Source organism: Embleya sp. NPDC005575, assembly GCF_040605455.1.
In the GTDB taxonomy this organism is placed as follows: Bacteria; Actinomycetota; Actinomycetes; order Streptomycetales; family Streptomycetaceae; genus Embleya.
Genome location: NZ_JBEXCV010000083.1, coordinates 1 through 23,607, shown reverse-complemented (window position 1 = coordinate 23,607; position 23,607 = coordinate 1). Strand labels below are relative to the sequence as shown.

Here is a 23,607-nt window from a genome sequence, read left to right as displayed (position 1 = left end):
ATGGCCGTCCGGTCGACGCCCGGGTGCCCGTCCGCTTCGCGGCCGTGGCTCCGGGTCCGGTCCGCCGCGCGCCCCACCCCGCGCCCTTTCGGCCCGGTCCGTCCGCGCGACGCCCCGACCCGGCCGTGCGCCTCCCGCCCCCGCGCCCGTCCGCCCGCCCGGCTCGCGGCCCGTCCGACGTGCTTGTCCGCCGCCCCCGGCCTTGGCCGGCTCCCGCCCCCGCGCCCCTTTGTCCGGCCCCTCCGTCCCGCTCGACGGCCCCGGCCGCCCCGTTTCCGGGGGCCTAGGAAATCCCGGGTAGGTCCGGGAGGTCCGTGCTTACTCGGAGTGCGAAGTCGGGGCGGCGTTTTTCCAGGAAGGCCGTTACGCCCTCCCGTACGTCGGCCGAGCCGCCTGTCCAGTGGAGAGCGCGGGACTCGTGGAGGTGGGCGGTTTCCGGGTCGGGGACGGTCTGCATGCCCCACAGCAGTCGCCGAGTCAGGGCGATGGCCACCGCCGGGGTGTTCTCGGCGATGGTGCGGGCCAGGTCGTACGCACGCGGGAGCAGGTCCTGCGGCGGGACAACCTCGCGGATCAGGCCGGCCTCCTTTGCCTCCGTCGCCTCGAAGACCCGGCCGGTGAAGCACCATTCGAGGGCCCGGTCCAGACCCACCACACGCGGCAGGAACCACGTCGAACAACCGTCGGGAGTGATCCCGCGCCGGGCGAAGACGAAGCCGAACCGGGAGGTGGAGGAGGCGATCCGGATGTCCATCGGCAGCGTCATGGTCGCGCCGATGCCCACCGCCGGACCGTTGATCGCCGCGATCAACGGCTTCTTCGAGCGGTACAGCCGCAGCACCAGGCGGCCGCCGTCGTCGCGGAACGCGTCCGCGTCGTCCACCGCGTTCTCGAATCGTTTCGCGTGTGCGCCCGGGGCGAACGAGTCGGCGCCCATCTCCAGATCGGCTCCCGCGCAGAAGGCCCGCCCGCTCCCGGTGAACACCACGACGCGGACGTCGTCGTCCGCGTCCGCCCGGTCCAACGCGTGCGAGATCTCCTCCCGCATCCGATAGGTGTACGCGTTGAGGCGGTCCGGTCGGTCCAGTGTCACGGTCAGCACGTTGGATTCGACCGACGTCGAGATCTGCTCGTAGTCCACGCAAGCTTCCCGGTTCGCGCGCGCGTCGGCGGTACCCGTCCGGCCACCCTGCCGGGTGATCATGTCGAATGCCAGGGTTCCCGCGATGCGATCTCCGCACTAGCTTTGATGGGCTCCTACCCCGGTACAAGTCGCTCGCAGTGTGCAGGAGGTGGACCCACCGGATGCTGGATCGGACACAGGCCCTGGCCGAACTCACCGGACCCGAATCGGCCTACGCGATCGAGGAGGTCGTCCACGACGGCATCCCCTGGCGGGTCTTGAGCAAGGCCCCGCCCACGCTGCGCGCGGTCTTCGAGGACCTGGCGGCATACGGGACCCGGGACGCACTGGTCGCCGGCGACGAGCGGATCGACTACGCCGAGCAGCATCGACTGGTCGCCCACCTGGCCCGATACCTGGCCGCCGAGTGCGGCGTGCGGCGCGGCGACCGGGTGGCCATCGCGATGCGCAACCACCTCGAATGGCCGCTCGCGTTCTGGGCGACCCAGGTCATGGGCGCGATCGCGGTGCCGCTCAACGCGTGGTGGACCGCCGACGAGCTTCGGTACGCCGTCGAGGACTCCGGCAGCACGGTGTTGATCTGCGACGGCGAACGGGCCGAGCTGATCCGAGGTCACCTGGACCCGAGCGCGGCGCCCGAGATCCTGGTGATCCGCCCCGAGGAGCCGCCGGCCGCCGGCGAGATCGACCTCTCCGCGCTGCTGCGCGCCTTCACCGGCGAGTGCGCCCTGCCGGCAGAGGGCCCGGAGCCGTTCGACGACGCGACCATCCTGTACACGTCCGGCACCACCGGGCGCCCCAAAGGTGCGGTCGGCACGCACCACAACCACACCACCAACCTGCACACGATGCAGCTGTCGAAGGCCGTCGGGCTGGCCCGACTGGGCCTATCAACCGTCGAGTTGGCCAAGGGTCCGGCCGTGTTCGAGGAGCCGGTGGCGGGCCTGCCGACGCCGAGCAACCTGCAGGTCTACCCGTTCTTCCACATAGCCGGCCTGGCCGGGCTGTACATCGGCGCGGCGCAGGGCGCCAAGCTGTGCCTGATGCACCACTGGGACACCGCCAAGGCGCTGGATTTGATCGAGGCCGAGCGGATAACCACCGCCAACATGGTGCCCACGCTGCTGCGCCGCCTGGTCGAATCACCGCTGCGGGCCGGGCACGACCTGTCCAGCCTGACCAGCCTGGGCACGGGCGGCTCGCCGGTGCCGCCGGACCTGGTCGGGCAAGTCGGCGCGATGTCCGGCAACCCGATCGTGCCGTTGAACGCCTACGGGATGACCGAGACCACGTGCGTGGTGGTGGCCAACTCGGGCGACGACTACTACGCCCACCCGGGCAGCGTCGGCCGGCCGGTGCCCACGGCGGATCTGCGGGTGGCCGATCCGCTGACCGGCGAGGAGTTGCCGACCGGGCGGACGGGAGAGATCCGCTTCCGCGGCCCGCAGGTGGTCCGCGGCTACTGGAACCGGCCGCAGGAGAGCGAGGAGGCGTTCCCGGACGGGTGGTTTTGCACCGGGGATCTCGGCTACACCGATGCCGAGGGGCTGCTGTACGTGGTCGACCGGCTCAAGGACGTGATCATCCGCGGCGGCGAGAACGTCTACTCGGCCGAGGTCGAGGCGGTCCTGTTCGAGCATCCGGCCGTCGCCGACGTCGCGGTGGTCGGGGTGCCGCACCACGATCTGGGCGAGGAGGTGGCCGCCGTGGTCCGGCTGCACGTGGCGGGCGCGGCCACCGCAGCCGAACTGCGCGGGCACGTGGCGCGCCGGCTCGCCGCGTTCAAGGTGCCCACGCTCGTGCGGTTCACCGAGCGGGCGCTGCCGCGCAACGCGGTGGGCAAGGTGCTCAAGCGCGAACTGCGGGACATGCTGGCCCTGTGAGGCCGAGCGCGCCGCTCACGCCTCGTCCCGGAAGCCGTAGCCGTCCAGGCGGTGCTCCCAGTAGGTGAGGTCGTCCCAGACCTCGATGACCAGCTCGTGGTTGGGGCCCAGCACCCGGATCACGTCCGGGACGAGCGCACGCAGGTGCAGCACCGCGCCGACGAAGTTGCCCGCCTCGCCGTCCCAGCGGGCCCGTTCGCGGCGGACCCGCAGGGTCTCCAGGTGGTCGGTGCCCAGTACGTGGACCTGGTCTTGGAGCAGGTTCTTCAACAGTTGCGCCGCCTCGGCCGGCCGGCCCGCCTTCCCGGTCCAGTGCGCCAGCGCCCGTCGGGCGCGCAGCGTGTCCGGGGACAGCGCGCCGCGCAACCGCCCGCCGTCGGAGATCACCCCGCGCAGCACGGTGATCGCCGCGAGCGCATCCCCGTCCTTGCCCAGCCGTGCGGCCAACTGCTCGCGCAGCAGTAGCGTGTCCGGGTGGTCGACGCCGAACTCCCGCATTCGATTGCCGAGTTCGGCACGCAGCACCTGGAGTGAATCGCTCGGGCGGACCGGTCGCGGCTCGGGCGCGTCGGGGATCAGTCGGACCGGCTGGTCCTGGGTCGGCTGCGGATCCACCGGTGCGATCGGGTCCGAGGCGGGCATCCCCCACGGTTGCGGCGCGAGGTTGCGCGGCGGTACGACCGACAACTCCAACAGTCGATCGCGCACCTCGGCCGCGCTCGCCGGCCGGTTTTCCGGTCGTTTGGCGAGCAGCGCGAGCACGAGCGTGGCCAGGTCCTCGGGCACCTCCAGCCGGGTGTTGCGCACCGACTCGGGCGTGCGTTGCAGGTGGGCGGTCATCATCGAGTGCGGCCGGTCCAGACCGAACGGCGGTGCACCGGTCAGTAGTTCGTGCAGCACGCAGCCCACGCTGTACAGGTCGGCGCGGCCGTCGATGCGACCGCCGAGGATCTGCTCGGGCGACATGTAGGCGGGCGTGCCGATCATGCTGCCGGGCATCGTGATGCCCGCGCGCGAGGAGACCTTCTCCATGTAGCGGGCTATGCCGAAGTCGAGCACCTTGACCACCCCGCGCGAGGTCACCATGACGTTCGCGGGCTTGATGTCGCGATGCAGCACGCCGCCCGAGTGGGCGACGTCGAGGCCGTCGCACAGCTGGATCGCCCAGCCGACCACATGACCGAGCGGCAGCCACGCGCCGTCCGCGACGAGCTGGGCCAGCGAGCGACCCGTAATCAGCTCCATCGCCAGATACATGACCTTGCCGTCGGTCCGGCGCATGTCGCCGGGTCCCGGGCCGAGCGCGGAGGTGATCTGCGCGTCGTGCACCGTCTCGGCCTCGTGGGTGAACACCCGGGTCGCGGGGTCGACCCGTTCGGGACCGAGCCGTTCCCCTTCGGATTGCTCCGGCTCGGTCGTCCCGGGACCGGTCCGGTGCTCCACGACCTCCTTCCGGCCCTGGTCGTGCACGACGATGATGTTCGGCGAGGACAGCCCGCCGACGATGATCGCCTCACGGCCGAATCGGTCCACGCTGTTGTTGGACGCCCCGAACGACTCCTTGAGCACCTTGACCGCGACGAACCGTTGCATCTTCTGGTCCCAGGCCCGCCACACGGTCGCGTTGCCTCCCGAGCCCAGCCTCTTGTCCAGCCGATATCGGCTGCCAAGCCACAACTGAGCCACCGCAAACGCCTCCCCGTACGCGCCGTATGGATGTGATTCTTTCGTAGCAGCGTGCGTGCGGGGAACGGTATGCGACATCACCACCCGGACGCGGATCGGGTCGGCCTCAAGGGGGGCGCCGTGCCCCTCGATCACCTGCGGTGACGACCGCTACGGTCGAGCCCATGACCGAGATCGTCGTTGTGAAGTCGCCCGACGAGCCGCCCAAGGCGTGGGATGCGAGCGTCTTCCTCGCCGGCCCCACACCCCGCGCGGCGCACGTGGCCTCCTGGCGTCCGGCGGCGCTGAAGCTGCTCCGGGAGCGGTGGCGCGGGCCGGGCCGCCTGGTGGTGTTCGTGCCCGAGCCCGGCGACGGGCAGTCGTGGCCCACCCATCAGGTACAGCGGGACTGGGAGTTGCGCAACCTGGACCGCAGCGACCGGGTGCTCTTCTGGATCCCGCGCGATCTGCGCGACCTGCCCGGGCTGACCACCAACGACGAGTGGGGCTGGCTCAAGGACTCGGGCCGCGCGGTGCTGGGCACCCCGCCGGACGCACCACACGTGCGCTATCAGCGGGCCTATGCGATCGGTCACGACGTGCCGGTACGTGACACGCTGCCCGCGACGGTCGACACCGTGCTGGACGCGCTGGGGGCCGGGGCGCCGCGCACGGACGGGGAGCGGGACATCCCGCTGAACGTGTGGCTGACCCGGGCCTTCGAGGACTGGTACGCGGCCCAGCGGGCGGCGGGCAACACGCTGCTCGGCGGCCGGATCGCCTGGGTGTGGCGCCGGGGCGCGGCCACGTGGTTGTGGGCGGCGCAGGTGCGGGTCGCGATCGCCGCCGAGGCCGGTCGGGTCAAGGACAACGAGGTGGTGCTCGGCCGGCCGGACGTGACCGCCGTGGTGCTCTATCGGCGCGCCGAGACGCTCGCGGCGAGCACGGTGGTGCTGGTGCGCGAGTTCCGCTCGGCGGCGCGTACGCAGGACGGCTTCGTGCACGAACTCCCGGGCGGGAGCGGGTACACGGCGGCGGACGGGTGCACCGAGGTCGGCCAGGAGACCGGTCTGGCGTTGGCGCCGGAGCGGCTGCGTTCGCACGGCTCCCGGCAACTCGCCGGCACCCTGACGGCGCATCACGCGCACGTGTACTCGGCCGAACTGACCGAGGCGGAACTGGCCGTACTACGCAGCGACCCCGGTCCACATGGTGTGGCCGGGGACGGGGAACGCACTGACGTCGAGATCACGACGTACGGCGAACTGCTGCGGTGCGGGCGCGTCGACTGGTCGACGCTGGGGATGCTGGCGGCGGTTTTGGCAGGCGCCGCCGAGGATCAGCGGTAGTTGCCCAGGCCCGTGCAGGGGGCGTGCCGCTCGACCAGGCAGACGGTGTCGTCGATGGTCATCAGCCGGCCGCCGACGATCTCCGGGGTGCGAAACGCCGGAGTCTGCACGGTGACGAGCGAGCGCGGGCTGAGTGCCGCGACGTACGGCTCGCCACAACGGGTGCACATGGCGGGGGCGGTGAGGGTCTTCAGCATGGTGGTTCCTCCGTGACTGGTGAAGTTAACCTTCCGTTCACCTTCGGTTCGGTCTCCAGTTTCCTTCTTGTATGAGGAAATGTCAACTCTGTTGGCCTACGGAGGTGGCCGTCCATATGGCATCCTGGCAGTGTGGATCACGAGGATGCCGACCGGGGACACCCCGATTCCGCCGGAGAAGGCCTGATCAGGGCCGCGAAGGCGTATCGGCGGACCGAGAAGGCGCACGAAGAGGCGCGTCAAGAACTCAAACGTGCGGCGGTGCGGGCGATCGCCGCAGGTGTCAAACAGTCCGAGGTGGTCAAGGTGACCGGGTGGACACGTGAATACCTGCGTCGGCTGAAGAAGGACAAGAAGGATCACGGCGACGACTGAGGCCGGGCCCCCCTCGGGGACCCGGCCTCGGTCGTGTGTGCCCGGCGTGGGCGGGCGTGCCGGGACTCAGACGTTGTCGAGGTCGTCCAGGTTCTCGAGCTCGGGCAGGCCGGACAGGCCGGCCATGTCCTGAAGCGGGCACAGCACGTGTTGCTCGACGATGTAGGTGGTGCCGGCCGCGTTGAACACGTGTCCGGACACGGGGGCGTCGATGCGCGAGAGGTAGCGCCGCTGGGTGGGAATCAGCTGGGCGATGTAAGGCTCGTCGCAGCGGGTGCAGGTGGCCGGGGTCGCGGTCGGCGAGGCCGAGGCGTAGCGGTCGAGCGCGTGCACGAGCCGGTCGGCCAGGTGCGCGGCGGTGCGCTGGGTGTTGGCGACCCGGATCGGGTCGCCCGCCTCGCGGGACTCGGCGCACGCGCGCATCGCGTCGCCGATGCGGCGCAGGGCCACCTTGTGAAACGGCGGGGCCTCGCTCGCGAGCGTGTCCGCGCGGTCGGCGATCGAACCGGCGGAGCCGGCGAAGGCGGGGTGCCGCTGGGCGCCGTCGGCGCCGAGGGCCGAGACATCGGCGGCGAGGCCGCGCAGTGCGGCCACGTGCTCGGGCGTCAAGGTCATGGTGTGCCGTTCCTTTCTGCCGTCCGACGGGAGGCAACCCGTCCATAGTGAACAGATTCGAGCAATAAACGCCATGGAATGTGACGATCGGCACGTTGATGCCCGGTTTGTTCGCGTTTGTCGAACGGTAGACCCGCCCGACGCCCACGACCGCGTGGGCCCGGCGATTCCCCGCCGGGCGTCCCGCAGCCGGGAGGGGTGACGCCGGGTGCCCCTCCGACGCCGGAGAGATGCCTCTCTGCGTCGTAACGGTCGCGACGACGTAACCGTTACGCAATGGCGGAAAAGATCCCCTTGTGACCGCCGGAGCCGGGGGAGGAGAGTCTCGAATCAACATCGTTCTAGGGGGAAGTATGCGCACGTTCAAAGTCGGGTTGATCGCGGTGATGTTGACCTGCACGGTCGGGGCCTGTGGGAGCGACGGGGACGGCGGCTTCGGTGGGCTCGGGGCCCCGAAGACCACCGGTTCGAGCGCGGACGTCACGGCGACGGGAAAGACTCCGACGAGTCGGGCCACCGACGACGACACGCCGGCGCCGACCATCAGCGACCGGCCGACCACGTCACGCCCGCGCACCACGGCGCCGGCTTCGCCGACCTCGACCGGTACGGGCAGTGGTGGCAGCGATTGGAGTTCGCTCTACTCGACGAACTTCCTCAACGGCTGCCTGAGCACGTCGGGCAACAACACGCGGTACTGCCAGTGCACGCTGACCGAACTCAAGGGCAAGTACAGCCAGGCCCAGATGAACGCGTTCGACCAGGAGTACGCGCGGACCAACAAGCTGCCGTCCGAGCTGCAGCCCACCGTGCAGAAGTGCGCCTGAACAGCTGAGCACGCCGGACGACGGTCCAGCCGTGCGGGGGCGCGGCCGACCGGGGTGACCGAGCCGTCCCGCCGCCGCGACCCGATGCGGCCGGCGGGACGGCCCGCGTTCAGCGCGCGATCGCGTCGATCAGCGCCCGGGCGCCGCGCGCGAGCAGTAGGCGGCCACCGTGAGCCCCTCGGGCAGCGGCACGTCGCCGGGCATGTCCTTGAGGCAGTGCACGACCAGGTCCACCTCCCCGTCGAGCTGCGCGCGGTCGAGTTCCTTGACGAACGCGCCCTTGCCGCCGAGTTCGGCGAGGCTGCCGCCCCAGCGGTCGCCGCTGGTGGACATCGGGACGACGACGGGTTCGTACGGATGTCTCGGCAACAGGGAGGCGACGAGCCGAGCCTGGGCGAGAGCCATGGGGGAGGACCGAGTGCCGATGCGGAGCTGCATGGCCGACACGCTAAGGCTGCGGCGCGCGCGGCACCGCATTTTGCCCGGACTCGATCCCTCGAAGGTGGGACGTCGACCCGCACATCCGTCGGGACGTGCCCGCCGACCCTTCCATTCGGCTCAATCCTCGTGTCCTTCGGGCGGTTTGTCGCGTTGGCGAGGTGTGCCCTCCTCGGCGTTCGAGACCGTCCGCATCGAGACAAGGAAGCGTTCCCATGCAGCGCATCGTCCGCGGCCTTCTGGTCAGCACGGCCGTCATCGCGACCCCCATCGTCGGCGCGACCGTGGCGGTCGCCGCATCGGCCGGCGGCGAGACGCACACGATCCGGGCCCACACGATCGACACGGTGAGCGGCGCCTGCGACAACGGGGCCGACGCACTGGGCTTCATCAACCCGACCTTCGGCCAACGCTGCTGACACTTCGCCGCCGGGCCGCGCGGTCCCGACCCGCCCCAGGCCGGCTGCTCCGCCGGCAACGGGCGATGATGCTTCGCAGTTGCCGACGTGTTCCGCCGGCGTGCCGTCCCGGTCGCGCCCGCACGGAGCCGGGCCGAGGGGCGAAGGCACCTCGACCCGGAAACCGTGCGTCCCTAGAGCGCGAGTTCCGCGCTCAGCCGCAGGTCGGTCGCCGAGCGGCCGACACGCAGCGTGTACGCGCCCGGCGTGGTGGTCCACGCCGCGCCCCGCTCGTCCCAGCGGGCCAGGGTGCGGGCGTCGATCTCCACCGTGGCGGTGACCTTCGCACCCGCCTCGGCGTCGATCGCGGCGAAGCCGACCAGACGGATCGGCTCCGGCCGACCCATCAGCGTGCCGTCGGCGGTCTCCAGGTACACCTGCGCCACCTCACGGCCCGCCCGCTCGCCGGTGTTGGCCACGGTGATCTCGACGGTCACGCCGCTCGCGTCGCCCTTGACCGTGACTTCCTCGTACGCCCAGGTCGTGTAGCCCAGGCCGTGCCCGAACGGGTACGCCGGCGCCGCGTCGCCCAGGGCCCAGGCGCGGTAGCCGATGTTGCTGGACCGCACCGCGTAGTGGTGCTCGTTGTTCACCCGGGCGGTGGAGTGGATCGGCACGTCGGCCTCGGCCGCCGGGTAGGTCGTGGGCAGCCGGCCGCCCGGCTCCACCGAGCCGGTGAGCACGTCGCCCAGCGCCGCGCCGCCCTCCTGGCCGGGCAGCCAGGCCCACAGCACGGCGGCGACGTCGTCCCGCCACGGCATCAGCACGGGCGAGCCCGCGTTGACCACCACGACGGTCCTCGGGTTGGCCGCCGCGACCCGGCGGACCAGCTCGTCGGAGCGGCCCGGCAGCGCCAGGTCCTTGCGGTCGAAGCCCTCGGACTCGATGTCGTCGGTGGTACCGACCACGACCACGGCGACATCGGCGGCGCGCGCCGCCTCGACCGCGGCTTCCAGTTCGGCCTCCGCGGACCGGCGCGGGTTGGCCCAGCCCAGACCGAGCGCGGCCATGAAGAACCGCTCGCCCTGGGTGAAGTCGACCCGGATCTCCACCGGTGTGCCGGCCGTCGCCTCCACCTCGATGCGGGTGGCCTCGGGGCGCATGATCATCTCGATCACGTCGGTGCCCTCGGGAGCGGTCATGTCCACCGTGCGGGTCGTGCCGTCGATGCTCACCTCGAACCGGCCCGCGCCGCGCACGTCCAGGATGTTGGTCCCGGACACGGTCGGGGTGACGATCGTGCGCAGCCGGATCACCGCGGCCCCGGACGCAATGTTGTCCGGCCAGAACATCAGGCTGGAGCCCAGCCGATGCTCGGAGGAGAGCACGTTGCCCTCGGCGTCGAGGAACTCGGCGCGCAGACCCGGCTCGCCGCTCTCCGGGTCGGCGGCTGTGTCCAGGGACAGGTCGGCGAGCGCGCGGTGGGTGAACGCACCCTCGGTGAGCGTCAGTTCGACGTTCTCGCCGAGCGCGGCCCGCAGGCCCTCCGGGATCGAGACCACGTGCGCGGGGTTCACGTGCGCGCTGCCGCCGCCCTGCGCGGACAGTCGCAGTGCGTTCGGGCCGATCAGCGCGACGCGGGAGAGCGCCGCGGGGTCGAGCGGGAGCGTACCGTCGTTGCCGAGCAGCACCGTCGCCTGCGCGGAGATCGCGCGCAGCGTGGCGACCGCGTCCGAGGGCGTGGTGGTCGTGGCAGGCGTGCGCTCGCCCAGCACGCCCACGCGGGCGGCGAGGCGCAGGATCCGGGTGACCCGCTCGTCGATCAGCGATTCGGCGACCCGGCCCTCGCGCACGGCGGCGAGCAGCGGTTCGCCCCACACCGGGGCCGGACCCGGCATCGCGATGTCGGTGCCGCCGGCGGCGGCGGCCTCGGTGGAGCGCACCGCCATCCAGTCCGAGATCACCACCCCGTCGAAGCCCCACTCGTCCTTGAGCACGCCGTTGACCAGGCGCGAGTTCTCGGTCATCGTCTCGCCGTTGACCCGGTTGTACGCGCTCATCACCAGCTGGACCCGGCCGGTGCGCACGGCCTCCTCGAACGGCACCAGGTAGACCTCGCGCAGCGATCGCTCGTCGATCCGCGAGTCGTAGGACATCCGGTCGTCCTCGGTCTCGTTGCCGACGAAGTGCTTGATCGTGGCACCGACACCGGCGGACTGGACACCCTCGATGAAGGCGGTGGCGATCCGCGCGGTCAGCAGCGGGTCCTCGGAGTAGCACTCGAAGTGCCGACCGCCCAGCGGGCTGCGGTGCAGGTTCACGGTCGGCGCCAGCAGGACGTGGATGTCCTTGTCCCGGGCCTGCGCGCCCATGATGAAGCCGGCCCGGCGGGTGACCTCGGGATCCCAGGCGGCGGCGAGCGCGGTGGGGCTGGGGAACAGCAGCGAGGTCTCGCGCTCGTCCCACGTGACGCCGCGCACGCCAACCGGACCGTCCGAGACGCGCAGCTTGCGCAGGCCGATGCTCGGGATCTCGGGAAGCGACCAGAAGTCCTCGCCGACGATCAGGGAGAGCTTCTCCTCCAGAGTCAGCCGCGCCACCAGGTCGCGCAGCTCGTCGTCGCCGGCCTCGTTGCCGGTGGGTGTGGGGTGAGACGCCATCGTCTGCCTTCCGCTCGCGTTCCTGATCGACCCGCGGTCCGGGCGATTCGCCGATCGAGTCGGCCGAAGGATCCGGTCGTACCGTAGCCACAAAAACCTATTACACGGTAGTTTTGTTATCGTTACGTGACATACACCTGGACGGGTCTCCGTCGGGACACGGCAGGATGACCTCATGGACGCGTATCCGGACCCCGCCAACCCGCCGACCCCGACCCGGGCCGCCCGGGCGAGACCGCGTGGGCGCGGCTACGCCTCCGGCGACGCCCGGCGCACACGCATCCTCAACATCGCGCTCCAGGAGTTCGCCGAGAACGGCTACCGCGGCACCTCGCTGGCCCGGATCGCCGAGCGCGCCGAACTGACCCAGGCCGGCCTGCTGCACCACTTCCGCAGCAAGCAGGAGCTGCTGGTGGCCGTGCTCGACCTGCGCGACCGGATGGACATCGAGCATCTGGACCTGGGCGTGCTCCCGCTCGGCGGCGAGGCGGCCCTGGACAAGCTCGCCGAACTCGCCGAGCACAACCGCAACATTCCCGGGCTGGTCCAGCTCTTCACCGTGCTCACCGGCGAGGCGGTGACCACCGACCACCCCGCACACGGCTGGGCCCAAGACCGCTACGCGATGCTGCGATCGAGCGTCACCGCCTCGCTGGAGGCCGGTCGGGCGTCCGGCGAACTGCGCGCGGACATCGATCCGCCCGCGGTCGCGGCGCAGGTCTTCGCGATGATGGACGGCCTACAGCTGCAATGGCTGCTCGACCCCGAACACGTGGACATGGCAACGCTGTTCCGCGACTACGTGGAGCACCTGCTGCGCCGCATCCGGGCCTGACCCGCACCCGGCCCGAAGCCGGCTACACGCTCGTGCCCTCGCCCGCGGTCAGCTCGCGCAGCACCGCGCCCAGGTCCCAGTTGGACAGGCCGGCCAGCGCCTCGCGGAAGACGGTGAGCCCGAACAGATCACCGCGGGCGGTCATCCGCCCGGTGGCCAGTGCCTCGCGCGGCGCGTGCCGGTCGTTGAGCAGGATCACCCGGCGCGCGGTGTCGTAGTCCATGTGCACCACCAGGTCCGGGCCCGGCAACAGCCCGGGGCGGACCAGCACGCGGCCCTGGAAGACGTCCAGGTGCAGCTCGGCCGGATCGTCCCGATCCGGCACGTCGCTCACCACGATGTCCACGATCGCCGGATGCGGCGTGCGCTTCTCCGGATCGGGCGTGATCAGCCGGCTGAGCCGGGACACCGCCGCGATCCACGCGTCCGACATGAACGGGTGCCGATCGAGCGCGGGCTCCTCGTCGCCGGCCGGCTCCGGCCCGTCCCGGGTCGGCTCGGGCTCCTCGCGCAGCACCTTCCCGAGTTCCTCACCGAGCCGGCGTGCGGCCGTGCGGCGCATCGCCCGGGCCAGTTCGGCCTCCACCGCGCGCAGCGCCAGCGGTCGCATCCGGCGGATCATCTCCGCCGTCTCGTCCGCGTCGCCGTCGGCGGGCAACAGATGCGACTCCATCAACCGGCCGAACCCCTCGGCCACGTGCTCCATCGCCGCACGCAACATCCCCAGCTGTTCGGTGACCGCCGCCACCGGCACGCCGGCCGCGTGCAACTCGGCGCCCACCGCGAGCTCGCGCGGACTGGGCACCCGGAACACGGTCAGCGAGTCGTCCTCGGGTTCGAGCAGGCCCAGCCGCACCGCTCCGGCGAGGGCCACGGGATCGGACAAGCCGCCGAACATCGCGATCAGCTCGGCCCGGTTCATCCGCTCCGGGGTCTCGTCGCTCCACGGGCCGCTCGCCTCGGCGACCAGCCCGAGCACTCCGCCGAGACTGCGCCCGCCGTCCCACGCGTCGAGCAGCTCCTTGATGCTCACCAGGCTGTAGCCGCGCTCCAGCAACTGGCCGATCAGCCGGAGCCGGCCCAGATGGCCGTCGTCGTACAGGGACACCCGTCCCTGCCGCCTCGGCCGCGGCAACAGCCCGCGATCCTGGTACGCCCGTACGTTACGTACGGTCGTGCCCCCCTCGCGGGCGAGGTCCTCGATCCGGTACTCCGCCAACCTCGTGCCTCGCGATCCTCGTGCCCCGTGTCCGCGGCCAACGTAATGCAGATGTGTTCGAGGTTCGATGCAGATGTGTTCGGGGATCGATCACGAGGCGGCCGGAATGGCACGGGAAGACACGGAAAACGAGCGGCGAGGGCTCGGTGGCGAGTGGATCGGGAGGCGCGACCGTCAGGGGATCACCACGACCGGCCGCTTGGCATGCTTGACCAAGCGACACGCGACCGAACCGAAGATCCGGCTGGCCCACCCGGTGGACCCGCCGACCACGATCGCGTCGGCGGTGAACTCGCGCGCGACGTCCTCGATCTCGTGGCAGATGTCACCCCCGCGCTCGACCAGGATCCACGGCACGTCGCTGAGGTGATCCGCGCAGGCCAACTCCAAGCCCAAAGCCTCGGAGCGGCTGTCCGGCACGTCGATGAAGACCGGTGGCTCGCAGCCGGCCCACACGGTGGCCGGAATGCGATTGGCCACGTGCACGATCACCAGCCCACCGCCGTGCCTGCGCGCCATACCGGACGCGTACGCGAGGGCACGTTCGCTGGACTCGGACCCGTCGAAACCGACGACGACGGGATGCTGGAACGCGGGATCGCGCTGATGGGGAGAGTCGGGACGGAGCAACGGGGTGCCGTCCGGAAGGTCACTGAACTCGAAAGCAGCCATGGGAATCGGGCGTCTTTGCTGTGGAGGGGCGCCTCGGGGCTTCCTGTTACCAGATTACTGCGCCGACCCGCACATACGAAGTGTCGACCGGGGTTCTCCCGGACAAAAACGACACCACGCCGCGTACAGGTCGGGGCTTGATGCGATCCGCCGGACCACGCACGGGGATGGCGCCCCCGACAAAGCCTCGGCGAGACACGCACATTAGCCGGACAACGCCGTGAATGGGGAGACCCGGGCGGCCGTGTGGGTGATTGCGATGCGATCGCGGTCGGTCTCCGGTGCTCACCGAGGCCGGTCGGCGGGCCGGCCGCGGGCCCGTTCGGGCCGGCTCCCGGGCCCGTTCGAGGGTGCGCACTGACGCCGCAGGAGGGAACGGGCGTTACCCCGAGCCCCGCCCGAGCGTTGGTCAGGACGACACCGTGCGTCCGGGCGACCGCGTCGAAACGGGCGGCGATCCGCAGGTTGGACGCCGACCCTCCCGCACGCCGACCCGCGCCGCGGCGCCGACGTCGAACCTGTCTGACGGCCCGTCACGCGCCGGGCCGTCGGCGGGTTCGACGTACCTCCGGACGCGCGTGCCTGTCGGCGGCTTCGGCTCGTCCGCGGCGGGCCGGTCAGGCCCCGTCCGGCGAGCTCACATGGTCAGCAGTACGCCCCCGTAGGCCGCGCCGGCGATCAGTACCCAGGACGCGAGGCCCAGGAGCAGCGCCCGCCATCCGGTGCGCACCAGCCGGCTCAGGTCGACCATGCTGCCCAGGCCGAACAGCGCGGCGGCCAACAGCAGGTCCTGCGCGGTGCCCGCGACCTCCAGCGCCGAGGCGGGCAGCAGACCGGTGCCGCGCACGGCGACCATGGCCAGGAAGCCGACCACGAACAGCGGCATCAGCGCCGGCCGCCGAGCCCCCGCGGGCCCGGTGTCGCCGGCCCGCGCGGCCCGGCGGCGCAGCGCGTACCCGGTGCCCACCACGATCGGCGCGAGCAACAGCACCCGCATCAGCTTGACCACCACCGCGATGTGCAGCGCGACCGGCCCGGCCACGCCGCCGGCGGCGACCACCTGGCCGACATCGTGCACGCTCGCGCCGACCCAGCCGCCGTACCGCACCGCGTCCAGGCCCAGCGGCGCCTGCAGCAGGGGCAGCGCGACGATCGCCAGGCTTCCGCACAGCGTGACCAGCGCGACGGCGGTGGCCACGTCCTCCTCGTCGCTGTCGCTGACGCCGTTCATCGCCGCCACGGCGGAGGCGCCGCAGATGGAGAAGCCGGTCGCGATCAGCAGCGGTTGATCACCGGGCAGACCGATCCGCCGCCCCAGCCACCGGGTGCCGAAGAAGGTCAGTACGACCACCCCGATCACCATCGCCACCGGCGCGAAACCGAGCCCGACGATGTCGCCGAGGGCGAGCTTGAGGCCGAGCAGCACCACGCCGGCGCGCATCAGCCGCTTGCCCGCGAAGCCCAGTCCCGGCGCGGTCGCGGCGGGCAACGCGCGCACGTTGGCGGCGAGGATGCCCAACGCGACGGTGACCGTGAGCATCGGCAGCCCGGGCCACAGCCGGTGTGCACCCCAACCGGCGGCCACCGCGAGCGCCGCCGCGAGCAGTCCCGGCCACAATCGCGGTTTCGCCGTCTCGGCGGTGGCCGAAAGCTGCTCTGGGTGGGTACGGTGCGCGGCGGTCAAGGTCACGATCACCACCTTTGGCCCGGCACGCTCGCTCGGGTAGCGGTCGATTGCCTGGCAGGTCATAGGGTTTGGCTATGACCTCGCCGGCGCGCCCCTCGGACCGACTGCCCGACCTGTACACGCTCGAACTGCTCGTCGCGGTGACCGAGAGCGGCAGCCTGGGCAGTGCGGCCCGCCGGTTCGGCATCAGTCAGCCCTCGGCCAGCGCACGGATGCGCACGCTGGAGCGGCGGCTCGGAGTGCGGTTGCTGGAGCGCAGCACCACCGGCTCGGTGCCCACCGCGGCCGGCCTGGTGATCACCGACTGGGCTCGCGGGGTGCTCGATCAGGCGCACGCCCTCGTGGAGGGGGCTGCCGCACTCAAGGCCCGGCAGGAGGATCGGCTGCGGGTCGCGGCGAGCCTGACCGTAGCCGAGCACCTGGTGCCCGGGTGGCTGACCGCGCTGCGCGAGGCGGTGCCCGGGGTGCACGTGGGCCTGCAGGTGACCAACAGCCTGCATGTGATCGAGGCGCTGCGGGCGGGCGAGGCGGACCTGGGCTTCGTCGAGGGGCCGTGGGTCCCGCGCGACCTGCAGTCGGCGGAGGTGGGCCGGGACCGGCTCGTGGTGGTCGTCGCGCCGAACCACCCGTGGGCCCGGCGGCGGCGCCCGATCGCGGCGGCCGAGTTGGCCGCGACGCCGCTGCTGCTGCGCGAGGCCGGGTCGGGCACCCGGGAGACGCTGGAGCGGGCGCTGGCCGCCTACGACGGAGTGGCCGTGCCGGCACTGGAGTTGGGCGCGACGGCGCCGCTGCGCTCGGCGGCGATCGCCGGGTCCGCGCCTGCGGTGTTGTCCGATCTCGCGGTCCGCGAGGACCTGGCCGACGGGCGCCTGGTGGCGGTGCCGATGGCCGATCTGCCCGCCCTGGACCGCATTCTGCGGGCGGTCTGGCCGCGCGGTCGGGAGCTGCCGGAGGCGGCCCTGCACCTGCTGCACGCTGCCCGCCGGCCCTCCGAGGCCTGACCGCACAGGTGAATGTCGATAAGTTCCACGATGTGACCACCGTCACAAACACGCATATCTACATAACGTCACGTAGAGAACACCATGCATAGACAAGGTAAGAGAGAGTAAGTTCCGATCTTGGGTTACGTGAGTGACGCCTGTGACCTACTGGGGCGTGAGGGGTGAAGGGGGCGATCGGGGCCATGAGCAGGATCGACAGCCGCAAGGACCGACGGCGGGGGCGGGCTCGCGTGGTCGATGCCGACCGTCCGGCCGAGATCACCGCGATCGACGGCGTCGATGCCGTCCCGGTCGGCGACCCGGACGCGGTGGTGATCGTCGCGGCGTCCACCGTGCTGTCCGAGGCTCCGCCCGAGAACGACTCGATCGAGGGCGAGGGCGACCTCACCGACGACATCGACTTCGACGGCGAGTACGACCCCGACGCCGAGAGTGTCCTGGCCCCGGGGCGCGAGCGCCCGCTGCTCGGTCGGCGCCGCCCGGACACGATCGCGGTGCTGTTGTTCGCGAACTCGCCGATTCTGGAGAGTTCGATCCCGATATCGGTGTTCGGTGTGGATCGACGCGACGCCGGCGTGCCGAACTACCGATTACTGGTATGCGCGGCCGAACCCGGACCGCTCCGCACCACCGGCGGCGTCGAACTGATCGCGCCGTACGGCCTCGACGCCCTCGCCCGGGCCGGCACCGTGATCGTGCCCGCGTGGCACTCGCCGTCCCGGATGCCACCGCCGCCCGTGCTGGAGGCGCTGCGCCGGGCCCACTGTGAGGGAGCCCGGATCGTCGGCCTGTGCGGCGGCGCGTTCGTGCTCGCCGCGGCCGGCCTGCTGGACGACCGTCCGGCGACGACGCACTGGATGTACGCGCCCGCGCTGGCCAAGCGCTACCCGAAGGTCCGAGTCGATCCCCGCGAGCTGTACGTCGACGACGGTGACATCCTCACCAGCGCCGGCACCGCGGCCGGCATCGACCTGTGCCTGCACTTGGTCCGCCTCGACCACGGCCCGGACGCGGCCAACGCGCTCGCGCGCCGACTGGTCGTGCCGGCCCACCGGATCGGCGGTCAGGCGCAGTACATGGACCTGACCCTGCCCGAGGAGATCAGCGGCGATCCGCTGGCGACCGTCATCTCGTGGGCGCTGGAGAACCTGGCCGAGCGCTTCGACATCGAGCAGTTGGCGACCCGCGCGTACATGAGTCGGCGCACCTTCGACCGGCGCTTTCGCACGCTCACCGGCAGTGCCCCGCTGCAATGGCTGCTCACCCAGCGGGTGCTCCAGGCCCAGCGGCTGCTGGAGACCACCGATCTCCAGGTCGAGGAGATCGCCCGCCGTTGCGGCTTCCGCTCGCCGGTCGCGTTGCGCGGCCACTTCCGCAAACAACTGGGTGTTCCACCGGCCTCCTATCGGGAGACCTTCCGTACCCGCAGCCCGGAGGAGACCGGAGAAGAGGAGGTGTGTGCCCGGGCCGTAGGGTGACCCTATGAACGACCGCTTGGTCTGGATCGACTGTGAGATGACCGGACTCGACCTGTCCCGGGACGCATTGGTGGAGGTGGCGGCCCTCGTCACCGACTCCGACTTGAACATCCTGGGCGACGGGGTCGACGTCGTGATCCGCCCGCCCGCCGAGGCGCTGGCCGGCATGCCCGATGTGGTGCGCAAAATGCACACCGCTTCAGGTCTGCTGGAGGAGCTGGAAGCGGGCGTCAGCCTCGCCGAGGCCGAGGCCGAGGTGCTCGCCTACATCAGGAAGCACGTCCCGGACGGCCGCAAGGCACCGCTGTGCGGCAACTCGATCGGCACCGACCGGGGCTTCCTGGCCCGGGACATGCTCGATCTGGAGGCATTCCTGCACTACCGGGTGATCGACGTCTCGTCGATCAAGGAGCTGGCCCGCCGCTGGTATCCGCGGGTCTACTTCCAGAGCCCGCCGAAGGCCGGCAACCACCGCGCGCTGGCCGACATCCACGAGAGCATCGAGGAACTGCGGTACTACCGCGAGGCGATCTTCGTCCCGGATCCCGGTCCAGACAGCGACACCGCCAAGGCGATCGCGGCCAAGTACGGCCACAAGCCGGCCGAACACGCCTAGGCCCTGCCCGGCGGATCCCGTGGGACCGGTGCCGCGAGGGGCGCGGAACGGGCCGCCCGGAAACCCTGCGGCGAGCAGCCTCCGCGAGCCTGTACACTTTTCCTCGCCGGGACGGAAACGCCTCGGTGATGGTGGGTGTAGCTCAGCTGGTAGAGCACCTGGTTGTGGTCCAGGAAGTCGCGGGTTCAAGTCCCGTCACTCACCCCAGAGGAGGTCCCGAGGCGCGTGCGCCTCGGGACCTCGCTCGTTTTGCGCCGGTTGCCGCCCCGATGCGCCGATGTCGCCGTTCGCGTTGTGTGCGGCGCCGCGTGCGGCGTAGCGTGCGGTCACCTGAGAGTTACGCACGCGTCATCGGGAGGGTTTCGATCATGAGCACCGGCGAGTCCGAGCAGCCTTCGCGGCAGCAGTTGGACGACGAGAAGGCCGCGCTGTACGCCATGGACATCAGCGGTGTCACCTGGATCGGCTACGGCGAGGACACCACCGGCGAAGGCATCGTGGAGACCGCCGAACTCCCCGGTGGGGGCATGGCGATGCGGAACTCGATCCACCCGGAGGGGCCGATCCTGCGGTTCACCGAGGGCGAGTGGACCGCCTTCGTGCTCGGGGTGCGCGACGGCGAGTTCGACCTGGACCGGCTCGCCGAGCCGCTGCCGGAGCAGCGCGGCTGACGCCTTTACCGACGCTCGTCCGGGCCTCGCCCGCAGCCCAGCCTGACGCTTCGTCAAGCGGGTGGGCGCATGGGCGTCATCCGTTTCGCCCGTTTGGCAACCCGTGGACCGGTTATCCCTCGGTGGACGTCCCACCGACGAGGGAGATCCGTGTCCACAACCACCTCCGGGGTGGAGATCAGCGCGGTCGGCCTGGCGGCATCCGGCCCGGATGGCACAATCTTTCGCGACGTCCGCCTGACCGCGCCGGCGGCCGGACTGACCGTGCTCGTCGGGCCCGCCGGCGCCGGCCGCACCTCGCTGTTGCTTGCGCTCGGCGGCCGGTTCCGCACCGATGCGGGCAGCGTGATCGTCGCAGGCAGCCGCAGCGCCGCGACCGCCCGGGCGCACACCGCACTGGCCCGCGCCCGGCCCGGTCTGGATCTGGAACCCCACCTGCTCGTCGCCGAGACGATCACCGAGCGCCGGGCCATCGGCGACGGCCGGCCCACCGAGCCGGCGCTCGTCCGGATGTACGACCTGCTGCGGATCGAGCCGCCCGGTCAGGTCCTGGTCGAGCACCTGTCCGCGGTGGACCAGTTGTTGTTCTCGGTCGCGCTGGCCGCCGCCGGCCATCCGGGCGCGGTCCTGGTCGACGACGTGGACAGCGGCATCGCGGGCGCCGACCTGCTGCGTGCGTGGCGGGCCCTGCGCGACCTGGCCGACACCGGCACCACCGTCGTCGCCACCGCGACCGAGGCGCCGCGCGGCGCCGACGTGGTGGTCGACCTGCCCGGGCACCACCTGTACCCGAGAGGCGGTATCGCCTGATGGGTGTGCTGCGCCTGGCCTGGCTCGAACTACGGCGCTTCCGGGGGCCGTTGTCCCGACTGGTCCCGGTCATGCTGATGCTGGTGCCGACCCTGTACGGCGCGCTGTACCTGTGGTCCAACTGGGACCCGTACGGCCGGCTGAACCAGGTCCCGGTCGCGTTCGTGAACGAGGACCGGCCGGTGGACGCGCGCGGACAGCACATCGACGCGGGCGGCCGGTTGACCGAGGTGATCCGCACGGACAAGAACTTCAAGTGGAAGGTCACCGACGCGACGGACGCCCGAACGGGCCTGGAGGACGGCGACTACCACTTCGTGGTCACCGTGCCGCCGGACTTCAGCGCGACGCTGGCCACCACGGCCTCGGCCCAGCCGAGGCAGGCCAAGTTGTTCATGACCCTCGACGACGCCAACGGCTTCATCGTCGGCAAGATGGCCGAGGTGGCCAAGACCCGGCTCCAGCAACAGATTTCGGCCACCACGCAGAGCACTCTGGTGCAGCAGCAGTACGGGCAGACCGGGGCGCTCAAGGATCAGCTGGCCAGATCCGCCGACGGCGCGCGGCAACTGGCCGGCGGTATCGGCACCACGCCGCCGGATCAGCTCCGGGAGGGCGTCGAGCAGCTCGCCGGCGGCCTGACTCGGCTGAATGCCGCGGTGCCGGCTCCGCCGCCGGCGCAGGCGGCGGGCGAGGACGCGCGGGTGCTCGGTGCGCCGGTGGCGATCGAGGTGACGAACAGGCATTCGGCGCAGTTGTACGGCCGCGGTTTGGCGCCGTTCTTCTTCGGCATCGCGCTGTGGGTGTTCGGGCTGGTCGGCTACCTGTTCCTGCGGCCGTACAACCCGCGTGCGCTCGCGGGGCGGGCGGGTGCGGTCGAGGTGGCCCTCGCCGGTTGGCTGCCCGCCGCCGCGCTCGGCTTGGCGGGAGCGTTCGTGCTGTACGCGGTGGTGCAACTCGGGCTGGGTCTGGACGCCGACGACCCGGGACTGAGCCTGCTGTTGATCGCACTGGCGGCGGTCACCTTCGTGGCCATGGCGCAGTTCCTGCGGGCCGCGCTCGGCGCGGTGGGCGACGTGCTGATCCTGGTACTGCTGATGCTCCAGCTCACCTCGTGCGGCGGGCTGTACCCGGTCAGCACGACGCCCGCGCCGTTCCAGGCGCTGCATCCGGTGCTGCCGATGACATACCTGGTGAACGGGTTGCGGGTCACTCTCACGGGTGGCGAAGGCGAGCGTTTGGCGGTCGCTTTCGCGGTGCTCGGTGGCTACCTGGTGGTGGCGCTGATCGCGACCGTGTTCGTGGTCCGACACCGGCGGATGTGGACGATGGCGTCGTTGAAACCGGCTGTGCAGTTGTGACCACGCACTACCGATGGCTCAATCCACTCCCCCGTACGGTTGTACCCCGGGAGCGCAACCACGCCTGCTCCGTGCGCGTCGCCCACAATCAGGGGGTACCGCGGGTTTGCCACGTGTGGTGGAGGAGGGAGAATCAGCGGCGATGAACGAGCAGGAGATACAGAAACTGAGGGCCGAGGCCGAGACCCGGATTCGGGAACTCGGGCCCGAGCACCCCGGTTCGCTCGACGCGCGCGCCGCGTGGGCCCGGGTGGTCGGTGACGAGGGCAGGCCCGCAGAGGCCGCTCGGATGTTCGGCGAGCTCGCGGGCGACTACGCGCGCGTGCTCGGCCCGCAGCATCCCGACACGCTCCTGGCCCGGCACAACCACGCCTACTGCCTGGGGATGTCCGGGAACGCGGTCACCGCCGAGTCGCTGGCGCGCGATGTCGCGGCCGACTGTGTCCTGGTGCTCGGTCAGGACGATCCCGAGACGCTCAACGTGCGTGCCGGGTGGGCCCGGTGGATCGGCGAGGCGGGCGACGCCGCAGGCGCGGCCAGGATGCTGCGGCCAGTCGTGGAGGAGGCGACCGACGCGCTCGGGCCGGTGCATCCGGACACGCTGACCATCCGACACCAGCACGCGCACTGGGTGGGCCGGGCCGGCGAGACGATCCAGGCGGCCCGGCTGATGGCGGCGATCGCGGACGAGCGCGGCGAGGTGCACGAGCCGGGCGACCCCGCGGCGTTGACGGCTCGGCACGACCGGGCCATGTGGGCGGGTGAGGCAGGCGACGTCTCGATGGCCAGGGACGCGCTGATGCAGCTCGTCGAGGACGCGACGCGCGTGCTGGGACCGGACCACCACGACACGTTGGTGATCCGGCACAACCACGCGCACTGGACCGGCGAGTCCGGCGACCCGATGGGCGCCCGGACGTTGTTGACCCAGTTGGTCGCGGACTGTACGCGGGTGCTCGGCGAGCAACACCCGGACAGCGAGAACGCTCGGCGCGGGCTGATGTGGTGGACCTACGGGCCCAAGGCCAACGACCCGGCGCCCGTGTTCGCCACGGCGGTGGGCAACAGCTCGGTGCAGGCGGGGCGGCCGGCGAAGGAGCCCAAGCCGGTGAAGGAGCCCAAGCCGGCGAAGGCCGCGAAACCGCCGAAGGCGCCGAAGGCGCCGAAGCCCGCTCGCCCGGCGAAGGCGAAGCAGCCCGAGCGGGCCGGCGTGGCCGGGGGACCGGTTGCCTCGGCCGAGGTCGCGTCGCAGGCACCGTCCGCACCTACCGAGGTGGTTTCGGTCGGAGCCTCGGCCGCTGTGCCATCACCGTCCGTGGAACCGGACGGGGACGTCACCGCGTTCGCCCCGGTGGCCGGGTTCACCTCGGACACCGAGGAGAACGCGGCGGTGTCGGCCGGGTCGGTTGCGTCGGCCGCGCGGCCCGGTTCGGCCGAGGAGGCGGCCCCGGAGGCCGGTTCGGGTCGGCCGGGCGGCGAGCACGCATCCGTGCGGGACGAGGTGCGGGACGAAGCGCCGGAGAGCGCGATGACTCGAGTGTCGAGCGTGGCGCCCGACGACGAGCCGACGCACGTCAGCCCGCCGGCCGGGAGGCTCGACAAGAAGCCCGACAAGAAGCCCGACAAGAAGCCCGACAAGAAGCCCGACAAGAAGCCCGACAAGAAGCCCGACAAGAAGCCCGACAAGAAGCCCGACAAGAAGC

The 23,607-nt window shown here is 71.4% G+C and carries 22 protein-coding genes and 1 tRNA gene; 14 read left to right on the top strand and 9 right to left on the bottom strand.

Features of this window, described 5'->3' with window-relative positions:
* Window positions 1-283: 283 nt before the first annotated feature.
* Window positions 284-1,204, bottom strand: coding sequence for an enoyl-CoA hydratase-related protein (locus ABZS54_RS25425; protein WP_355540409.1), 921 nt, complete (start codon window positions 1,202-1,204; stop codon window positions 284-286).
* Between the two features lie 101 nt (window positions 1,205-1,305).
* On the opposite strand from ABZS54_RS25425, the gene ABZS54_RS25420 reads away from it, so the two are divergent.
* Window positions 1,306-3,027 (top strand): class I adenylate-forming enzyme family protein, encoded by a 1,722-nt coding sequence (locus ABZS54_RS25420; RefSeq protein WP_355540406.1) that lies wholly within the window; start codon window positions 1,306-1,308, stop codon window positions 3,025-3,027.
* Between the two features lie 15 nt (window positions 3,028-3,042).
* Here ABZS54_RS25420 and ABZS54_RS25415 read toward each other — a convergent pair whose 3' ends face one another.
* A complete protein-coding gene (locus tag ABZS54_RS25415) occupies window positions 3,043-4,713 on the bottom strand; it encodes a serine/threonine-protein kinase (protein WP_355540403.1) in 1,671 nt (556 codons plus the stop codon).
* A gap of 164 nt (window positions 4,714-4,877) precedes the next feature.
* On the opposite strand from ABZS54_RS25415, the gene ABZS54_RS25410 reads away from it, so the two are divergent.
* Window positions 4,878-6,041 carry a nucleoside 2-deoxyribosyltransferase domain-containing protein gene (locus ABZS54_RS25410; protein WP_355540400.1) on the top strand — a complete coding sequence of 388 codons (1,164 nt, stop codon included), beginning with the start codon at window positions 4,878-4,880 and terminating at the stop codon, window positions 6,039-6,041.
* On the opposite strand, the gene ABZS54_RS25405 is transcribed toward ABZS54_RS25410, so the two are convergent.
* Window positions 6,032-6,238, bottom strand: coding sequence for a hypothetical protein (locus tag ABZS54_RS25405; RefSeq protein WP_355540397.1), 207 nt, complete (start codon window positions 6,236-6,238; stop codon window positions 6,032-6,034). The genes ABZS54_RS25410 and ABZS54_RS25405 overlap by 10 nt on opposite strands.
* Window positions 6,239-6,370: 132 nt before the next feature.
* Between ABZS54_RS25405 and ABZS54_RS25400 the strand changes: the two genes are divergently transcribed.
* Window positions 6,371-6,613, top strand: a complete 243-nt coding sequence (locus tag ABZS54_RS25400) for a hypothetical protein (protein WP_355540394.1) — start codon at window positions 6,371-6,373, stop codon at window positions 6,611-6,613.
* 66 nt (window positions 6,614-6,679) lie between these two features.
* Here the strand turns inward: ABZS54_RS25400 and ABZS54_RS25395 are convergent, their stop codons facing one another.
* Complete coding sequence (locus ABZS54_RS25395) at window positions 6,680-7,228, bottom strand: hypothetical protein (protein ID WP_355540391.1); 549 nt, start codon at window positions 7,226-7,228, stop codon at window positions 6,680-6,682.
* Window positions 7,229-7,581: 353 nt separating this feature from the next.
* On the opposite strand from ABZS54_RS25395, the gene ABZS54_RS25390 reads away from it, so the two are divergent.
* Window positions 7,582-8,055: a hypothetical protein gene (locus ABZS54_RS25390; RefSeq protein WP_355540388.1), complete on the top strand. Its 474-nt coding sequence runs from the start codon at window positions 7,582-7,584 to the stop codon at window positions 8,053-8,055.
* 129 nt (window positions 8,056-8,184) lie between these two features.
* Here the strand turns inward: ABZS54_RS25390 and ABZS54_RS25385 are convergent, their stop codons facing one another.
* A complete protein-coding gene (locus ABZS54_RS25385; protein ID WP_355540385.1) occupies window positions 8,185-8,493 on the bottom strand; it encodes a hypothetical protein in 309 nt (102 codons plus the stop codon).
* A 215-nt stretch (window positions 8,494-8,708) separates the two neighbouring features.
* On the opposite strand from ABZS54_RS25385, the gene ABZS54_RS25380 reads away from it, so the two are divergent.
* Window positions 8,709-8,912, top strand: coding sequence for a hypothetical protein (locus tag ABZS54_RS25380; RefSeq protein WP_355540382.1), 204 nt, complete (start codon window positions 8,709-8,711; stop codon window positions 8,910-8,912).
* Between the two features lie 173 nt (window positions 8,913-9,085).
* Here ABZS54_RS25380 and ABZS54_RS25375 read toward each other — a convergent pair whose 3' ends face one another.
* Window positions 9,086-11,551: a beta-glucosidase gene (locus ABZS54_RS25375; RefSeq protein ID WP_355540379.1), complete on the bottom strand. Its 2,466-nt coding sequence runs from the start codon at window positions 11,549-11,551 to the stop codon at window positions 9,086-9,088.
* 175 nt (window positions 11,552-11,726) lie between these two features.
* Here ABZS54_RS25375 and ABZS54_RS25370 point away from each other — a divergent pair, with 175 nt between their 5' ends.
* Window positions 11,727-12,386, top strand: a complete 660-nt coding sequence (locus tag ABZS54_RS25370) for a TetR/AcrR family transcriptional regulator (RefSeq protein ID WP_355540377.1) — start codon at window positions 11,727-11,729, stop codon at window positions 12,384-12,386.
* A 22-nt stretch (window positions 12,387-12,408) separates the two neighbouring features.
* Here the strand turns inward: ABZS54_RS25370 and ABZS54_RS25365 are convergent, their stop codons facing one another.
* The 3 genes from ABZS54_RS25365 to ABZS54_RS25355 all read right to left on the bottom strand — a co-directional run bounded on the left by ABZS54_RS25365 (window position 12,409) and on the right by ABZS54_RS25355 (window position 16,027).
* Window positions 12,409-13,605, bottom strand: coding sequence for a MerR family transcriptional regulator (locus ABZS54_RS25365; protein WP_355540374.1), 1,197 nt, complete (start codon window positions 13,603-13,605; stop codon window positions 12,409-12,411).
* Between the two features lie 174 nt (window positions 13,606-13,779).
* Entirely contained in the window at window positions 13,780-14,277 is a 498-nt protein-coding gene (locus tag ABZS54_RS25360) for a universal stress protein (RefSeq protein WP_355540371.1), read from the bottom strand.
* A gap of 637 nt (window positions 14,278-14,914) precedes the next feature.
* On the bottom strand, window positions 14,915-16,027 hold the full coding sequence (locus ABZS54_RS25355; protein ID WP_355540368.1) for a putative sulfate exporter family transporter: 1,113 nt from the start codon (window positions 16,025-16,027) through the stop codon (window positions 14,915-14,917).
* An 11-nt stretch (window positions 16,028-16,038) separates the two neighbouring features.
* Here ABZS54_RS25355 and ABZS54_RS25350 point away from each other — a divergent pair, with 11 nt between their 5' ends.
* The 8 genes from ABZS54_RS25350 to ABZS54_RS25315 all read left to right on the top strand — a co-directional run.
* Complete coding sequence (locus ABZS54_RS25350; protein ID WP_355540365.1) at window positions 16,039-16,965, top strand: LysR substrate-binding domain-containing protein; 927 nt, start codon at window positions 16,039-16,041, stop codon at window positions 16,963-16,965.
* A gap of 185 nt (window positions 16,966-17,150) precedes the next feature.
* A complete protein-coding gene (locus ABZS54_RS25345) occupies window positions 17,151-18,446 on the top strand; it encodes a helix-turn-helix domain-containing protein (RefSeq protein WP_355540362.1) in 1,296 nt (431 codons plus the stop codon).
* A 4-nt stretch (window positions 18,447-18,450) separates the two neighbouring features.
* A complete protein-coding gene (gene orn, locus ABZS54_RS25340; protein WP_355540359.1) occupies window positions 18,451-19,062 on the top strand; it encodes an oligoribonuclease in 612 nt (203 codons plus the stop codon).
* A 131-nt stretch (window positions 19,063-19,193) separates the two neighbouring features.
* Window positions 19,194-19,269 (top strand) — tRNA-His (locus ABZS54_RS25335).
* Window positions 19,270-19,430: 161 nt separating this feature from the next.
* Window positions 19,431-19,733 (top strand): DUF397 domain-containing protein, encoded by a 303-nt coding sequence (locus ABZS54_RS25330; protein ID WP_020550640.1) that lies wholly within the window; start codon window positions 19,431-19,433, stop codon window positions 19,731-19,733.
* 150 nt (window positions 19,734-19,883) lie between these two features.
* A complete protein-coding gene (locus ABZS54_RS25325) occupies window positions 19,884-20,543 on the top strand; it encodes an ATP-binding cassette domain-containing protein (protein ID WP_355540355.1) in 660 nt (219 codons plus the stop codon).
* Window positions 20,543-21,904 carry a YhgE/Pip family protein gene (locus ABZS54_RS25320; RefSeq protein WP_355540352.1) on the top strand — a complete coding sequence of 454 codons (1,362 nt, stop codon included), beginning with the start codon at window positions 20,543-20,545 and terminating at the stop codon, window positions 21,902-21,904. The genes ABZS54_RS25325 and ABZS54_RS25320 overlap by 1 nt, the downstream gene beginning before the upstream one ends.
* A gap of 142 nt (window positions 21,905-22,046) precedes the next feature.
* Window positions 22,047-23,607 (top strand): tetratricopeptide repeat protein (locus ABZS54_RS25315; protein WP_355540349.1); only part of this gene is annotated, 1,561 nt, incomplete at its 3' end.

Excerpts from the sequence above, each read along its gene's own strand:
- ABZS54_RS25425 (WP_355540409.1), bottom strand. The coding sequence starts at position 1,204 with ATGATCACCCGGCAGGGTGGCCGGACGGGTACCGCCGACGCGCGCGCG.
- ABZS54_RS25420 (WP_355540406.1), top strand. The coding sequence starts at position 1,306 with ATGCTGGATCGGACACAGGCCCTGGCCGAACTCACCGGACCCGAATCG.
- ABZS54_RS25410 (WP_355540400.1), top strand. The coding sequence starts at position 4,878 with ATGACCGAGATCGTCGTTGTGAAGTCGCCCGACGAGCCGCCCAAGGCG.
- ABZS54_RS25405 (WP_355540397.1), bottom strand. The coding sequence starts at position 6,238 with ATGCTGAAGACCCTCACCGCCCCCGCCATGTGCACCCGTTGTGGCGAG.
- ABZS54_RS25395 (WP_355540391.1), bottom strand. The coding sequence starts at position 7,228 with ATGACCTTGACGCCCGAGCACGTGGCCGCACTGCGCGGCCTCGCCGCC.
- ABZS54_RS25390 (WP_355540388.1), top strand. The coding sequence starts at position 7,582 with ATGCGCACGTTCAAAGTCGGGTTGATCGCGGTGATGTTGACCTGCACG.
- ABZS54_RS25385 (WP_355540385.1), bottom strand. The coding sequence starts at position 8,493 with ATGCAGCTCCGCATCGGCACTCGGTCCTCCCCCATGGCTCTCGCCCAG.
- ABZS54_RS25380 (WP_355540382.1), top strand. The coding sequence starts at position 8,709 with ATGCAGCGCATCGTCCGCGGCCTTCTGGTCAGCACGGCCGTCATCGCG.
- ABZS54_RS25375 (WP_355540379.1), bottom strand. The coding sequence starts at position 11,551 with ATGGCGTCTCACCCCACACCCACCGGCAACGAGGCCGGCGACGACGAG.
- ABZS54_RS25370 (WP_355540377.1), top strand. The coding sequence starts at position 11,727 with ATGGACGCGTATCCGGACCCCGCCAACCCGCCGACCCCGACCCGGGCC.
- ABZS54_RS25360 (WP_355540371.1), bottom strand. The coding sequence starts at position 14,277 with ATGGCTGCTTTCGAGTTCAGTGACCTTCCGGACGGCACCCCGTTGCTC.
- ABZS54_RS25355 (WP_355540368.1), bottom strand. The coding sequence starts at position 16,027 with ATGACCTGCCAGGCAATCGACCGCTACCCGAGCGAGCGTGCCGGGCCA.
- ABZS54_RS25350 (WP_355540365.1), top strand. The coding sequence starts at position 16,039 with ATGACCTCGCCGGCGCGCCCCTCGGACCGACTGCCCGACCTGTACACG.
- ABZS54_RS25345 (WP_355540362.1), top strand. The coding sequence starts at position 17,151 with ATGAGCAGGATCGACAGCCGCAAGGACCGACGGCGGGGGCGGGCTCGC.
- orn (WP_355540359.1), top strand. The coding sequence starts at position 18,451 with ATGAACGACCGCTTGGTCTGGATCGACTGTGAGATGACCGGACTCGAC.
- ABZS54_RS25330 (WP_020550640.1), top strand. The coding sequence starts at position 19,431 with ATGAGCACCGGCGAGTCCGAGCAGCCTTCGCGGCAGCAGTTGGACGAC.
- ABZS54_RS25320 (WP_355540352.1), top strand. The coding sequence starts at position 20,543 with ATGGGTGTGCTGCGCCTGGCCTGGCTCGAACTACGGCGCTTCCGGGGG.